The sequence below is a fragment of the Lysobacter sp. DMC97 genome (assembly GCF_056313745.1).
Map to the genome: position 1 here is coordinate 92,001 of NZ_JBQUZR010000003.1, position 13,345 is coordinate 105,345.

General features: G+C 68.6%; 13 protein-coding genes. 10 read left to right on the forward strand and 3 right to left on the reverse strand.

The features are described from left to right. Positions 1-83 precede the first annotated feature (83 nt). A complete protein-coding gene (locus ACT53Q_RS06535) occupies positions 84-719 on the reverse strand; it encodes a DUF4126 domain-containing protein (protein WP_476185861.1) in 636 nt (211 codons plus the stop codon). Between the two features lie 134 nt (positions 720-853). On the opposite strand from ACT53Q_RS06535, the gene ACT53Q_RS06540 reads away from it, so the two are divergent. The 6 genes from ACT53Q_RS06540 (at position 854) to ACT53Q_RS06565 (ending at position 6,118) form a co-directional block, all read left to right on the forward strand. After that, the gene (locus ACT53Q_RS06540; protein ID WP_476185862.1) at positions 854-2,290 is read left to right on the forward strand and encodes a DUF6776 family protein; all 1,437 of its coding nucleotides are present in this window, start codon (positions 854-856) and stop codon (positions 2,288-2,290) included. A 47-nt stretch (positions 2,291-2,337) separates the two neighbouring features. Further along, positions 2,338-2,709 carry an iron-sulfur cluster insertion protein ErpA gene (gene erpA / locus ACT53Q_RS06545; RefSeq protein WP_476185863.1) on the forward strand — a complete coding sequence of 124 codons (372 nt, stop codon included), beginning with the start codon at positions 2,338-2,340 and terminating at the stop codon, positions 2,707-2,709. A gap of 8 nt (positions 2,710-2,717) precedes the next feature. Beyond that, on the forward strand, positions 2,718-3,641 hold the full coding sequence (gene nudC, locus ACT53Q_RS06550; protein WP_476185864.1) for an NAD(+) diphosphatase: 924 nt from the start codon (positions 2,718-2,720) through the stop codon (positions 3,639-3,641). Between the two features lie 90 nt (positions 3,642-3,731). Further along, positions 3,732-4,643 (forward strand): hypothetical protein, encoded by a 912-nt coding sequence (locus ACT53Q_RS06555; RefSeq protein WP_476185865.1) that lies wholly within the window; start codon positions 3,732-3,734, stop codon positions 4,641-4,643. Between the two features lie 487 nt (positions 4,644-5,130). Next, complete coding sequence (locus tag ACT53Q_RS06560; protein WP_476185866.1) at positions 5,131-5,700, forward strand: hypothetical protein; 570 nt, start codon at positions 5,131-5,133, stop codon at positions 5,698-5,700. A gap of 73 nt (positions 5,701-5,773) precedes the next feature. Continuing rightward, complete coding sequence (locus ACT53Q_RS06565; RefSeq protein ID WP_476185867.1) at positions 5,774-6,118, forward strand: mannan-binding lectin; 345 nt, start codon at positions 5,774-5,776, stop codon at positions 6,116-6,118. A 170-nt stretch (positions 6,119-6,288) separates the two neighbouring features. Here ACT53Q_RS06565 and metF read toward each other — a convergent pair whose 3' ends face one another. Beyond that, positions 6,289-7,125, reverse strand: a complete 837-nt coding sequence (gene metF, locus ACT53Q_RS06570) for a methylenetetrahydrofolate reductase [NAD(P)H] (protein ID WP_476185868.1) — start codon at positions 7,123-7,125, stop codon at positions 6,289-6,291. A 125-nt stretch (positions 7,126-7,250) separates the two neighbouring features. Here metF and ACT53Q_RS06575 point away from each other — a divergent pair, with 125 nt between their 5' ends. Together ACT53Q_RS06575 and ACT53Q_RS06580 are read left to right on the forward strand one after the other, a co-directional pair. Then, positions 7,251-7,808 (forward strand): DUF3228 family protein, encoded by a 558-nt coding sequence (locus ACT53Q_RS06575; protein WP_476185869.1) that lies wholly within the window; start codon positions 7,251-7,253, stop codon positions 7,806-7,808. Between the two features lie 49 nt (positions 7,809-7,857). After that, on the forward strand, positions 7,858-8,355 hold the full coding sequence (locus ACT53Q_RS06580) for a GNAT family N-acetyltransferase (protein WP_476185870.1): 498 nt from the start codon (positions 7,858-7,860) through the stop codon (positions 8,353-8,355). A gap of 354 nt (positions 8,356-8,709) precedes the next feature. On the opposite strand, the gene ACT53Q_RS06585 is transcribed toward ACT53Q_RS06580, so the two are convergent. Then, a complete protein-coding gene (locus ACT53Q_RS06585) occupies positions 8,710-10,023 on the reverse strand; it encodes an MFS transporter (protein WP_476185871.1) in 1,314 nt (437 codons plus the stop codon). Positions 10,024-10,201: 178 nt separating this feature from the next. Between ACT53Q_RS06585 and cyoA the strand changes: the two genes are divergently transcribed. Together cyoA and cyoB are read left to right on the forward strand one after the other, a co-directional pair. Then, positions 10,202-11,260 carry a ubiquinol oxidase subunit II gene (cyoA, locus tag ACT53Q_RS06590; RefSeq protein ID WP_476185872.1) on the forward strand — a complete coding sequence of 353 codons (1,059 nt, stop codon included), beginning with the start codon at positions 10,202-10,204 and terminating at the stop codon, positions 11,258-11,260. Positions 11,261-11,342: 82 nt separating this feature from the next. Beyond that, on the forward strand, positions 11,343-13,322 hold the full coding sequence (gene cyoB, locus ACT53Q_RS06595; RefSeq protein WP_476186334.1) for a cytochrome o ubiquinol oxidase subunit I: 1,980 nt from the start codon (positions 11,343-11,345) through the stop codon (positions 13,320-13,322). Positions 13,323-13,345 lie beyond the last annotated feature (23 nt).

The following is a 13,345-nucleotide window of genomic DNA, read 5'->3' on the forward strand; positions in this document are numbered from 1 at the left end:
TCCGGGCGTGAACCCGCATTATGCGGGTTCGTCCGGGGATGGGAAGCGCCGTTCCGCGGAAGACGGACGGCGACGCGTGTCTTTCAGAGGAGCGGATCGACGCCGTCGGACGCGGAAACGGCCCTCGCCGGCGAAGCGCCCGGCGAGAACAGGCGCGACAGACCGCGATACACCGTCCGCCACAGCCACCACACCACCAGCGCCGCGGTCAGGCCGATGCCGACGACCAGGAACAGTGCGATCCACGGATGCGCCCAGACCAGCGCGAGGCCGCCGACCACCGCGGTGTCCTCCACGATCGACGCCGTCCAGTTGCTGACCGGTTCCGGCGAGGTGTTGAGCAGCGCCCGGGTCCCGGCCTTCAGCGCATGGCTGGTGAGCGCGACCCCGGCGCCGGCCGCCAGCATGCCGCCGGCGAGATGGCCGTCGGGCGACATCGCCGCCGCGGCGAGGAAGGCGCCGGCGGGGATCCGCAGCAGGGTGTGGAGCAGGTCCCAGCCGGAATCGACGCCCGGGATCTTGTCGGCGAAGAATTCCGCCGCGGCCAGCACGCCGGAGACGCCCAGCACCCACGGCGAAGTGGTCGCTTCCAGCGCCGGCGGCAGGTCGAGCCAGCCGAAGTAGCCGGCGATGCCGACCCCGAACACGGTGAGATAGGCGCGCACCCCGGCCAGCCAGGCCAGCAGGATGCCGATCGCGAACACATGGGCTTCGGACATATCGGTGTTCCCCCCCGACCCTCCCGGCGGCCACGCGGCCGGGCGCGGTGGCGGCCGGTCCGGCCGCACGGGCGCAGAGTATCAGCGTGGCGGCTTGACGCAGGCTTAAGGTCGTCCGGGTAGGATGGACGGCGATGAGCGATCCGTCCGACACCACCGCCCCCCGACGCCGCAAGCGTCGCCGCAAGGCGCCCGCGGCGACGCCGTCGGCCGAACCGGCGGTGCAGGTCATCCTCGAACAGGCGCTGCATCCCGATCCCGCCGCGCTCGACGCGGAGGCTGCGGAGGCCGAGGCCCCGGAAGTCGAAGTCCCGGAAGTCGAAGCCCGGGAAGTCGAAGTCCGTGGTGCGGCGACGCCCGCCGCGAGGGGGCCGCGCCGCCGCGGCGGCCGTGCCAGGACGCCCCCGCCGTCGACCGCCCCCACGCTTGCGCAGGCGCCATCGAAACGCCGGGGCGATAAGGCGGCCTCGGCTGCGCCGGAGGGCGTCGCGGACGTGCCGGTCGAGAGGCCGGCAGCCGAGGCGCCCGTCACCGTCGAGAGGGTCGACGCCGTCGAAACCCCGGTCGTCCTCGTCGACGCGATCGACGTCGAATCCGCCCCGGAGATCACGGCAGCGCCTCCCGTCGACACCGAAGCTCCGTCCGAAGCGGAACCGGTGCCCGAAGCCGAACCGGCCCCCCCGATCTCCGATTGGCACGACGTCACGTCGGCGTGGACGGTGGTGGGCGATGGTCCGGAGACGCCGCCGTCCGCGTACCGGGACGAGGACGGCGAGGTCCACCACGATCAACACGGCGATGATCGACAAGGCGACGCAGTCGCGCAGCACGACGACGACGCGTTCGCTTCCGGGCATGCGCTGCCACCCGCACCGCCGGCTGCCCACGCGGCGGCGCATGCGCCGGTGCCGCACCACTGGGTCTACCTCGCGGTCGGCCTGTTCGTGGCCGCGCTCGGGTTCGGCGTCTGGGGCGTGTGGACCGTGTTCTTCTCCGGCGGCGACGGCAGCGGCACCAGCCTCGCCGCGCTGCGCACGCGCAGCGACCGCCTCAGCCAGGAAGTCTCGACCCTGCGCCGCTCCGACCAGATCAGCCGCGACGCCAACCGCGACCTCGAACGCACCCTCGCCGAGCGTGACGAGGAGATCGCCAGCCTGCGCGCCGACATCGCGTTCTACGAGCGCTTCGTCGGCGCCACTGGCCAGCGCCGCGGCCTGAGCGTGCACGACCTCGAAATGCGCCGGCAGGACGGCGATGCCTGGCACTTCGTCGCCACGCTCACCCAGAACGTCAACCGCGGCGCGGTGAACAGCGGCCGGTTGACGCTGTCGATCGAAGGCACCCGCCGCGACCGCATGGAGCGGCTGTCGTGGACGACGCTGCGCAAGCAGCCGAACGCGCCGGGCGCCGAGTACTCGTTCAAGTATTTCCAGCAACTGGAAGGCGAGATCCTGCTGCCGGTGGACTTCAAGCCGCTGCGGGTGACGGTGCGGCTGGTGCCGCAGGGCGGGGCGGCGGTCGAGCAGTCGTTCCCGTGGCCCGAAACACTGCATTCCGTCGCCGGTGGATGAACGCCGGCGCGCTTGAACCCGCGCCCGGGGCACCGCATCCTGTATGCATGGACATGCCCGTTTCCCCCCTGCCCGCCGCGGACGACGCGCCGGCGCCGATCGACTTCACCGCCGCCGCGGCCGCGAAGGTGCGCGAACTGATCCGCGAGGAAGGCAATCCCGCGCTCAAGCTGCGGGTCTACATCCAGGGCGGCGGCTGCTCCGGCTTCCAGTACGGTTTCGAGTTCGACGACCAGCAGAGCGAGGACGACCTCGCGCTGGTCACCGACGACGTCACCCTCGTCGTCGACCCGCTGAGCCTGCAGTACCTCGTCGGCGCGCAGGTCGACTACACCGAAAGCCTGCACGGCGCGCAGTTCGTGATCCGCAATCCGAACGCCAAGACCACCTGCGGCTGCGGCAGCAGTTTCAGCGCCTGAGGTCCGCGATGCTGCCGATTCCGCCCCGTTTCGCCTTCGTCGAAGGCGCGCTCGACCGCGCCGACGCCCTGCGCGACAAGCCCGACGCGCTACGTGCCTACTGGCCCGAGGCCCGCGTGGTGATCGTCGACGCCGACGGCCGCACCCGCGTCGACGCGAACGGCGTGCTGGACGCGCCCGAAGGCCGCACGCTGGCGGACACGCCTGACGATGCCGTGTTCCTCGGCATGCAGGGCGACGCGGCGTGGTTCGCCTGCGCCGGCGATGCCGGCACCGGCCGCGCCGCACCGGCCGCGTTCTCGGCCGCCGGCGTGCAGGACGGCCGCATCGACCTGCGTTCCGCCGCGTCCCAGTGGCCGGCGTTCGAGGCCACGCTGTTCGCGCAGGCCCGTGCGGTGCTGCACTGGCGCGCGCGACACCGGTTCTGCGGTGCCTGCGGCGGCGCGTTGCGTTTCGAGCGCGGCGGCTGGCAGGGGCACTGCGATGCCTGCGGCCTCGATCATTACCCGCGTACCGATCCCGCCGTGATCGTCGCCGTCACCGACGGCGAGCGCCTGCTGCTGGGCCGGCAGGCCAGCTGGCCGCCGCGGCGCTATTCCACGCTCGCCGGGTTCGTCGAGCCGGGCGAGACGCTGGAGCAGACCGTCGCCCGCGAGGTGATGGAGGAATCCGGCGTGCGCGTGCTGTCCAGCCGCTACCTGGCGTCGCAGCCGTGGCCGTTCCCGTCGTCGCTGATGCTGGGCTTCGTCGCGCAGGCCGAACCCGATCCGCCGCAGGCCGACCAGGAACTGGAAGACGTGCGCTGGTATTCGCGCGACGAGGTCGGCACCGCGCTGCGCGGCGAGAGCGGCCCGGACGGCCTGCTGCTGTCGCCGTCGGTCTCGATCTCGCGCTGGCTGATCGAGTGCTGGCACGCCGAAGCCGCCGGCTGACGCCGCGATCGCCGTGGCCGCATCGATCCGCGGTGCGCGCGGTTTGATCCGACCCCGGGTCGCCTTCGGGCGGGCTGTTAGACTGCGGCCATGTCCGCGACCCTGATCGCCGTCATCTTCGCACTGGCGCTGGGGCACCTCGCGCCCGGCTTTGCCGCGACAGTGCGTCGCCACGAGGCCTATCCCCACTGGCTGCGCTGGCTGTCGACGCAGTTCGCGACGCGGCCGGCGTTCTGGCGCGGTCGCGGCGGCATCGTGCTGGCGATCCTGCCGCCGGTGCTGCTGGTCGCCGCCTTGCAGTGGGCGCTGCACACGCCGCTCGCGGGCGTGCTGGGGCTGGCGTTCGCGCTGGCCGTGCTGTTCTGGGCCTGGGGGCCGCGCGATCTGGATACCGACGTGGCCGCCGTGGTCGATGCCGCGGACGGCGCGACGCGCCGTGACGCGGCCGCGCGCCTGTCGCCGGCCTGCGCCGGCGACGGCGCCGATGCCGGCACGCTGGTCGAAGGCGTGTTCGCCGGCGCGCTGCGGCGCTGGTTCGGCGTGCTGGCGTGGTTCCTCGCGCTGGGGCCGACCGGCGCCGTGCTCTACCGCCTCGCCGCGCTGTCGGCCGAGGACGAAGCCGCTGCGGTGCTGCCCGACGCCACCCGCGACGGCGCCCGTCGCCTGTTCGCGCTGCTGAACTGGCCGGTGGCGCAGGCGATGACGCTCTCGCTGGCGCTGGTCGGCAACTTCGACACCGTGCTCGGCGTGTGGCGCGAGCAGGGCGGGGCGTCGTGGCGGCTCGACCATGCCCACCTCGGTGCCGCCGCCCGCGCCAGCGTGCGCGGCGAAGTCGCCGAGGAAGCGCAGGAATTCATCGAGGAAGGCGCATCCCCGGGCAACGCCTGGGCGAAGCTGGGCGAGCTGCCCGAGCTGCGCGACGCCATGAGTCTGGTCTGGCGCATCCTGCTGCTGTGGCTGGTGATCCTCGCCCTGTTCGTCGTCGCCGGCTGGGTGAGCTGAGGCGAGCGCGCGGGTCGTCCGCGCGACGGGGGCTGCGCGAGGCATACGCGGACGTCGCCGCATCGCGACGCAATGCACTCGAAGCGTGCCGACACGACCCGCGCGTCTCGAGTCGCCTGTCCGACATCACTCCGGGCGACTTTGCCCCTCATCCGTCGCGTCACGGATCGCATGCCCGCCCGGCGTGTCGCCGCCGCCCTCACTGGCGGGCCTCGCAGACTGCTTTGAACCGCTTTTGCCAAGCGCTGGCCCGCGGTGGCGGCGCTCGGGCCGACGTCCTGATTTGTCGATGGAAACCAACCACTTGCATTCCATCATGTTTCCGAAAGGCGCCGGGCGCGCCCTCGCCCCAGGCTGCAGCACGCGGTGTCGCCCCGGTCCCTGATCCGTCGCTTTCAGCGGTCCCGGGAATGCATCGCGAGCACGTCTGCCGCCGGGCGCGAGGGTGTCTTGACCACCGGGACCGGCGCAGGCGGACAGGCAGGCCATGGCCCCCTTCGTCATGGCGCCTCCTTTCCTCTTACAGCCTCTCGGGACTTCTATGGAACTTCACGAATCGTCACTTCAGGATCGCGCCTCTTCGTGTCACCCGATCGATGCGCATGACGCGCTCGCGTTTGCGCCCGCGCCTGCGGTGGCGGTGGCGGTGGCGGCGGGCGCGACAGAGGCCATGGCGCGTCTGCAGCGCGGGCAGGTCCTGCTCGACCGGACGCTGATCAGGCAATTGCGCCAGGCGCGGATGATGAGCCAGCAGGACCTCGCCAACGATTGCTGGCGCCGCAACATTCCGCTTTCGCTGACGACCATCAAGCGTGCGGAGCTGGGTCGCCCGGTGCGCTTCCGCATCGCCCGCGAATTCGCGCGGTGTTTCGAGGTGCCGGTGATGCAGATGCTGCGCACCGAGGACGCGGTTGTCGTGCCGTTCGGCCGCGACCCGCGAAGTGACACCGGAACGGCACCGGGCGCACACCCGGAAGGCCTCACCGGCACGAACGCCGCGGCGCAAGCTTTGGCTGCGGGGGCGATCAGGCAGCGCAGCGCAACGGGCCTGTCCTGACGCCATCGCCGTGAGCACGCACACGATCACTTCCATCGCGCAGTCCAACTGCCCAACGCAAGGAGCAATCAACATGTCCACCTTCAAAGTCAACATCCCCGCCGGTCCCCTCTGGAGCAACGACGAAGCGCAGGCCGTCGGCCCGCGGATCGCGGCGGCCCACCAGGGACGTTTCACCGGGCAATGGACGACCGTGGTCCCGAGCGAGATGAGCGTGGTCGAGGTCGAGCTGAACACCCAGCCGTCGGGTTCGCACACCTACAAGACCAACGTGCTCGCCGGTCCGATCTGGAGCAACGACGAGGCGCAGAAGCTCGGCCCGAACATCGCCGCGTCCTACGGCGCGCGCTTCACCGGCCAGTGGACGACCATCGTCGAAGGCGTGATGAGCGTCATCGAGATCGAATACACGTTCTGATCCCGATCCCGCGGTGCGCCTGACCCATCGGTCAGGGGAGGGCATCCACACGCCGGGCGCCGCGGGCGCCGCGGACGCTGTGGGTGCCCTTTGGCCCGACGGCGCACGTGGGCTGACCGGGCACTTCGTGGCCGCCGAGCGCAGTGCGCACTCTGCCGAGGCGGGCGGCCCTACGCCAACCGGGCGAGCACGGACTGCGTCGGCTTCGCGAGGTTGAGCGTGTAGAAATGCAGCGACGGCGCGCCGCCGTCGAGCAGGCGGCGGCACATCGCGGCCACCAGGTCGGCGGCGAATTCGCGGATGCCGTCGGCATCGTCGCCCAGCGCCTGCATGCGCTTCGCCACCCAGCGCGGGATCTCGGCGCCGCAGGCGTCGGAGAAGCGGCGCAACTGGCTGAAGTTCGAGATCGGCATGATCCCGGGGATGATCGGCACGTCCACGCCCAGCCTGCGCACGTCGTCGACGAAGCGGAAATAGGCGTCGGCGTTGTAGAAGTACTGCGTGATCGCCGCGTCCGCGCCGGCGTCGACCTTTGCCTTGAAGTGCTGCAGGTCGGCGAAGGCATCATCGGCCTGCGGGTGCGTTTCGGGATAGCAGCCGACCTCGATCCGGAAGTGGTCGCCGTGCTCGGCGCGGATGAAGGCCACCAGGTCCGAGCCGTAGCGCAGGTCGCCCATGCGGGCCATGCCCGAGGGCAGGTCGCCGCGCAGCGCGACGATGCGCCGGCAGCCCAGCGCGCGGTACAGCAACAGCAGTTCGCGGATCTCCTCGCGGCTGCCGCCCATGCACGACAGGTGCGGCGCGGCGTCGAAGCCGTGGGTCTGCTTCAGGTGGCGCACCGTCTCCGAGGTGTAGCTCAGGGTCGAGCCGCCGGCGCCGAAGGTGCAGGACACGTATTCCGGCCCGTGGGTCCGCAGCTTCTTCGCCGTCCGGTCCAGCAGATCGCGCTGTTCGTCGGTCTTGGGCGGGTAGAACTCGAAGGAGATGGCGGGCGAATGCGCGGGCATGACGAGCGTCCTGGCGGGTCGGTCGCCATCATATCTCTTTATCGCGATGGATGTATATGGGGGCGATGGTCCGGGCCGCCGGCCGAGGCGGTACGCTGCCGCCCATCCTGTCCCGCGCCTGCCCGATGACCATCGTCCTCACCGACTTCGCCCGCCCCCGCCTGTTCCCCCGCGAACCCCGCCGCAACACGATCCAGGACTGCACGCCCGAGCAGTTCGTGGCGCGGCTCAACGCCGAGCCGCCGGTCGCGGTGCTCGACGGCTACGCCCCGTTCTGCAAGCTGCACGTGCACCGCAACTGGACGTCGACGCGGTGCATGACCATCCCGATCGACGACGGCAATCGCCACCTGCTGCGCAGCGGCTACGAGGCCCGCAACAGCAGCGAACTGCCGGTGCTGGTGCGCTGGTTCGAGGGCGTGGAGCCGCCGGTGGCCGAATACCTGATCGCGATCCTCTATGACCGCGAGCAGATGGCGAAGGAAGGCACGCCCTACGACGCCGACTGGGGCATCGTCGGCTGCCTCTACACGATGACGCCCGAGGAAACCCCGATGACCCCGATCACCATGCTGCGCAACGCACTGGGCGTGGAAGAGGGCGGCTCCGGCGTGCCGATCGACCGCGAGGCGTACCGGCGCGCGGTCGAGTTCTGGGAGCGGCATGCGGGATGGCGGGGGTGAAGAACCCAAAATTTCGTGTGCTGCGAGGGCTTCTGAAAAAGGTGCGGTCATGAAAATCAAATACGAAGTGCTCTCGCCTCAGGTGGCAGATGTCAAGAAAAAAGAGATATTTGCAAGTCTTCTTGAAAAGCAAGGGAAGGTTCGCGGAGACACAAGAACCAAGATTGATAGATGCAAAATAATCTGTATTGCAAGTGTTGATGGAAATGCTGTTGCGATTGGTGGAGTAAAAAGGAAGACGGATTCGGACTTCGAGAATCGTAAGGCTGGGGTCCCTGCGCTAAGTTCTGAGTTCCAGTGGGAACTGGGATATCTCTATGTAGAAAATTCGTGTCGCGGTCTTGGGATTTCGTCGCGCATGGTGGAAATTCTTTTGAGAGAGTTTGGCGATGGGAATTTAATGGCTTCGACCGAGGTATCAGCCAATCCGGCTATGGTAAATGTTCTTGAGAAAAACGGTTTCAAGATTTTCGGAAAGCCGTGGGAAAGTTCTATTCACGGCGATTGCCTTGGCCTGTTTTTGAAATTCGGATATGGCAAGAAATGACCTAATCATGCTTGATCAAGGCAGTGGTCCATGATGCAACGCGCTCTGGTGAAGAAGGTTTGGAAAATGCAATCATCGGCGCTTGCAGCGATGCGCAAGCGATCGGTTGCCACTAGCCATGAGAAGATTTTCGCAGGCCGTATCCATCGGCTTATGCCCGGATATCGATCAGTGAGAAATGGCGGCTGTGGTCGATGCTGCCTTTTGTAGGAGCGACGTGAGTCGCGACCCGGAACGTCATCAGGTCGCGACTCACGTCGCTCCTACAGAAGTGCCGCTTGCGGAAACGAATGCGAACGACTCGGCGCGATTCGTTGTCGATGCCGGGCGCGTGCTTGTCACTTGCCCGCGCGATCAGCTCTTGTACTTCCACGCCCGGTTGATGCCAAGCGCGGCGAGCGTGCCGACGGCGCCGGAGAGCAGGTAGGCGCCCAGCCAGGCGAGGCCGAACGTGGCGCACAGGCCCAGCGCGACCAGCGGCGCGAACGCAGCGCCGATCAGCCACGCGAGGTCGGCGGTGAGCGCGGCGCCGGTGTAGCGGTAGCGCCTGCCGAAGTTCGCGGTCACCGCGCCCGCGGCCTGGCCGTACGACAGGCCCAGCAGCAGGAAGCCGATCAGCACGAACGCGGCCTGGCCCGCGCTGCCGCCGCCCATCAGCGTCGGCGCGAAGCCGCTGAACATCGCGATGGCGATCGCCAGCCCGCCGAGCGTGCGTGCGCGGCCGACGCGGTCGGCGACCACGCCCGAGGCGATCACGCCGCCGATGGCGACGAGGCCGCCGACGATCTGGATCGACAGGAAGGCGCTCATCGACTGGTCGGAATACAGCCGGATCCACGACAGCGGGAAGATCGTCACGATGTGGAACAGCGCGTAGCTGGCGAGCGCGGCGAACGCGCCGATCACCACGTGCTGGCCCTTCTCCGCGACGAGTTCGCGGATCGGCGTGGGCTCGAGGTCGAGTTCGTGCATCCTGCCCTGGTATTCCTCGGCGACCACGATGCGCAGCCGCGCGAACAGCGCGACGACGTTGATCGCGAACGCGACGTAGAAGGGATAGCGCCAGCCCCAGTCGAGGAAGTCGCGCTCGGTCAGGCTGGCGTGGAGGAAGGCGAACACCGATGCGGCGACGATGAAACCGACGGGCGCGCCGAGTTGGCCGAGCATCGCGTACCAGCCGCGGCGTTCCTTCGGCGTGTTGAGTGCGAGCAGTGACGGCAGACCGTCCCACGAGCCGCCGAGCGCGATGCCCTGCAGGATGCGCAGCAGCGCAAGCAGCGCGATCGACGTGCCGCCGAGCGTCGCGTAGCCGGGCAGGAAGGCCATGCCCGCGGTGGCGGTGCCCAGCAGGAACAGCGCGATCGTGAGCTTCATGCCGCGGCCCCAGTGGGTCTGCACGGACATGAACAGGATGGTGCCGAACGGTCGCGCGACGAACGCCAGCGCGAAGATCGCGAACGCATACAGCGTGCCGCGCAGCCCGTCCGCGAACGGGAAGAACACCGACGGGAACGCCAGCGCCGAGGCGATGCCGTACACGAAGAAGTCGAAGTATTCGGAGGCGCGGCCGATGACCACGCCGACGGCGATTTCGCCCGGCGCCACGTCGGGATGGGCCCGGGTGCCGTGGTCGTGGGTGGAGGCGGTGGGACCTGTGGCGATGTTCATCGGTCGCGGCGTCGGATGACGGGGATCAGTCGAGGGAGCATGCGGCCGGAATCGCCGCAGGACACAGACTGACAGAGCCCGGGTGCGCGGACCATGGGACAAAACGTCCAATCCTGCCCGCCGAACGGCGCACCTATATTGATCGTGATCAATTTTGGTCGCGATTCCTCCCCCTTCCATGCGCAACAGGCTCCGTTCGCCGCTGCCCGTCGCCCTGGCGTCGGCCGCGCTGCTCTCCGGCTGCCGGCTGCAGGTGCTCGATCCCGCGGGCGACATCGCCAGCCGCCAGGCCGATCTCATCGTCGTCGCGACGGTGCTGATGCTGATCGTGATCGTGCCGGTGATCGCGCTCACGTTCTGGTTTGCGTGGCGCTACCGCGCGTCCAACCGCGCCGCCACCTACACGCCGGACTGGGACCATTCCACGCAGCTCGAACTGGTGATCTGGGGCGTGCCGCTGCTCATCATCATCGCACTCGGCGCGGTCACGTGGATCAGCACGCACCTGCTGGACCCCGCGCGTCCGCTCGATCGCATCGCCGCGGACCGGCCGGTGCCGGCCGGCACGACACCGCTGGAAGTGCAGGTGGTCGCGCTCGACTGGAAGTGGCTGTTCGTCTACCCCGAGCAGGGCGTGGCGACGGTGAACGAAGTCGCGGTCCCGGTCGATCGTCCGGTGCATTTCCGCATCACGGCGTCGTCGGTGATGAACACGTTCTACGTGCCCGCGCTGGCCGGGATGATCTACGGCATGCCCGGCATGGAGTCGGATCTCAACGCGGTGATCAACGCGCCGGGCGACCACGTCGGTTTCTCCGCCAACTACAGCGGCGCCGGTTTCTCGCACATGCGCTTCCGTTTCCGCGGACTCGCCGACGCCGATTTCGATCGCTGGATCGCCGCGCAGCGCGCGGCCGGCGCGACGCTGGATCGCGGCACGTACCTCGAACTGGAAAAGCCGAGCCAGCGTGAACCCGTGCGCCGCTACGGCGCGGTCGAGCGCGGGTTGTTCGACGCGATCGTGAACCGTTGCGTCGATCCGGCGCGTCTGTGCGCGAACCAGATGATGGCGATCGATGCCGGCGGCGGCCTCGGCATGGACGGTCTGCGCCAGATCGCGATGCCGCGCCGAGGCGATCCGCGCCTGGGTGCCTATGTCGCCTCGGGCGTGTGCGAGACGCCGGAAGCGCGTCGTCGGCACGTGCCCAGCAGCCTCGGCGGCGCGCTCGCGCCCTGATCCCGTTGCCCATTCCGCACAACGCCTTCGCTTCCGGAACATCACGATGTCGCTGCCCTCTGCCACCGCCACCTACGCGCCCCTGACCGGGCGGATGTCGCTGGCCGACATCCCCATGCTGCACGAGCCCATCGTGCTCGCGACCTTCATCGGCACCTTGCTGGCCGGCCTTGCGGTCGCCGGCGCGATCACGAAATACCGCCTCTGGGGCACGCTCTGGAAGGACTGGTTCACCAGCATCGACCACAAGAAGATCGGCATCATGTACATGGTGCTGGGCCTGGTGATGCTGCTGCGCGGCTTCGCCGACGCGCTGATGATGCGCCTGCAGCAGGCGATGGCGTTCGGCGACAACCTCGGCTACCTGCCGCCGCACCACTACGACCAGATCTTCACCGCCCACGGCGTGATCATGATCTTCTTCGTGGCAATGCCGCTGGTCACCGGGCTGATGAACTACCTCGTGCCGCTGCAGATCGGCGCGCGCGACGTGGCGTTCCCGTTCCTCAACAACTTCAGCTTCTGGATGACCGTCGGCGGCGCCGTGCTGGTGATGATGTCGCTGTTCTTCGGCGAATTCGCCACCACCGGCTGGCTGGCGATGCCGCCGCTGTCGGGCATCGCGTTCAGTCCGGGCGTGGGCGTGGACTATTACCTCTGGTCGCTGCAGGTGGCCGGCGTCGGCACGTTGCTGTCCGGCGTGAACCTGCTGGTGACGATCATCAAGATGCGCGCGCCCGGCATGACGATGATGAAGATGCCGGTCTTCACCTGGACGGCGCTGTGCACCAACGTGCTGATCGTGGTGTCGTTCCCGGTGCTGACCGCCGCGCTCGCGCTGCTCACGCTCGACCGCTACGCCGGCACCAATTTCTTCACCAGCGACCTCGGCGGCAACGCCATGATGTACGTGAACCTGATCTGGATCTGGGGCCACCCGGAGGTCTACATCCTGATCCTGCCGATCTTCGGCGTGTTCTCCGAGATCGTGTCGACCTACAGCGGCAAACGCCTGTTCGGCTACTCGTCGATGGTCTACGCCACGGTCTGCATCACGGTGCTGTCGTACCTGGTGTGGCTGCACCACTTCTTCACGATGGGCTCCGGCGCCAGCGTGAACTCGTTCTTCGGCATCACCACGATGATCATCTCGATCCCGACCGGCGCGAAGATCTTCAACTGGCTGTTCACGATGTACCGTGGCCGCATCCGCTTCGAAGTGCCGATGCTGTGGACGATGGGGTTCATGGTGACGTTCGTGGTCGGCGGCATGACCGGCGTGCTGCTGGCGGTGCCGTCGGCGGACTTCGTGCTGCACAACAGCCTGTTCCTGATCGCGCACTTCCACAACGTCATCATCGGCGGCGTGGTGTTCGGCCTGTTCGCGGCGATGACCCACTGGTTCCCGAAGGCCTTCGGCTACAGGCTGGACGCGTTCTGGGGCAAGGTGTCGTTCTGGTTCTGGCTGGCCGGCTACTGGTTCGCGTTCACGCCGCTGTACGTGCTCGGCCTGATGGGCGTGACCCGGCGCATGAGCCACTTCGACGATCCGTCGCTGCAGGTGTGGTTCGTGGTCGCGGCGTTCGGCGCGGTGCTGATCGCGATCGGCATCGCCGCGTTCCTGGTCTGCCTGTTCGTCAGCTTCCGCCGCCGCGAGCAGCTGCGCGACGTCACCGGCGACCCGTGGGACGGCCGCACGCTGGAGTGGTCCACGTCGTCGCCGCCGCCGGACTACAACTTCGCGTTCACGCCGGTCGTGCACGACACCGATGCCTGGTGGGACATGAAGCGCCGCGGCTTCGTGCGCCCGACCGGCGGCTTCCTGCCCATCCACATGCCGCGCAACACCTCGGCCGGCGTGATCCTCGCCGCGACCAGCACGCTGCTCGGCTTCGCGATGATCTGGCACGTCTGGTGGCTGGCGATCGCGGGCCTGCTCGCCACCGTCGCGTGGGCCATCCGCAACAGTTTCGATCTCGATCGCGATTACCACATCCCCGCGGACGTGGTCGACGCCACCGAACGTGCGCGCAGCGCGCAGCTGGAGGCCGCCCGTGTCTGACACCATCGCCTTGCATCGTGAGG

Bases quoted from the DNA above. Each gene is read 5' to 3' on its own strand.
- ACT53Q_RS06535 (WP_476185861.1), bottom strand. From the start codon at position 719: ATGTCCGAAGCCCATGTGTTCGCGATCGGCATCCTGCTGGCCTGGCTG.
- ACT53Q_RS06540 (WP_476185862.1), top strand. From the start codon at position 854: ATGAGCGATCCGTCCGACACCACCGCCCCCCGACGCCGCAAGCGTCGC.
- erpA (WP_476185863.1), top strand. From the start codon at position 2,338: ATGGACATGCCCGTTTCCCCCCTGCCCGCCGCGGACGACGCGCCGGCG.
- nudC (WP_476185864.1), top strand. From the start codon at position 2,718: ATGCTGCCGATTCCGCCCCGTTTCGCCTTCGTCGAAGGCGCGCTCGAC.
- ACT53Q_RS06555 (WP_476185865.1), top strand. From the start codon at position 3,732: ATGTCCGCGACCCTGATCGCCGTCATCTTCGCACTGGCGCTGGGGCAC.
- ACT53Q_RS06560 (WP_476185866.1), top strand. From the start codon at position 5,131: ATGGCCCCCTTCGTCATGGCGCCTCCTTTCCTCTTACAGCCTCTCGGG.
- ACT53Q_RS06565 (WP_476185867.1), top strand. From the start codon at position 5,774: ATGTCCACCTTCAAAGTCAACATCCCCGCCGGTCCCCTCTGGAGCAAC.
- metF (WP_476185868.1), bottom strand. From the start codon at position 7,125: ATGCCCGCGCATTCGCCCGCCATCTCCTTCGAGTTCTACCCGCCCAAG.
- ACT53Q_RS06575 (WP_476185869.1), top strand. From the start codon at position 7,251: ATGACCATCGTCCTCACCGACTTCGCCCGCCCCCGCCTGTTCCCCCGC.
- ACT53Q_RS06580 (WP_476185870.1), top strand. From the start codon at position 7,858: ATGAAAATCAAATACGAAGTGCTCTCGCCTCAGGTGGCAGATGTCAAG.
- ACT53Q_RS06585 (WP_476185871.1), bottom strand. From the start codon at position 10,023: ATGAACATCGCCACAGGTCCCACCGCCTCCACCCACGACCACGGCACC.
- cyoA (WP_476185872.1), top strand. From the start codon at position 10,202: ATGCGCAACAGGCTCCGTTCGCCGCTGCCCGTCGCCCTGGCGTCGGCC.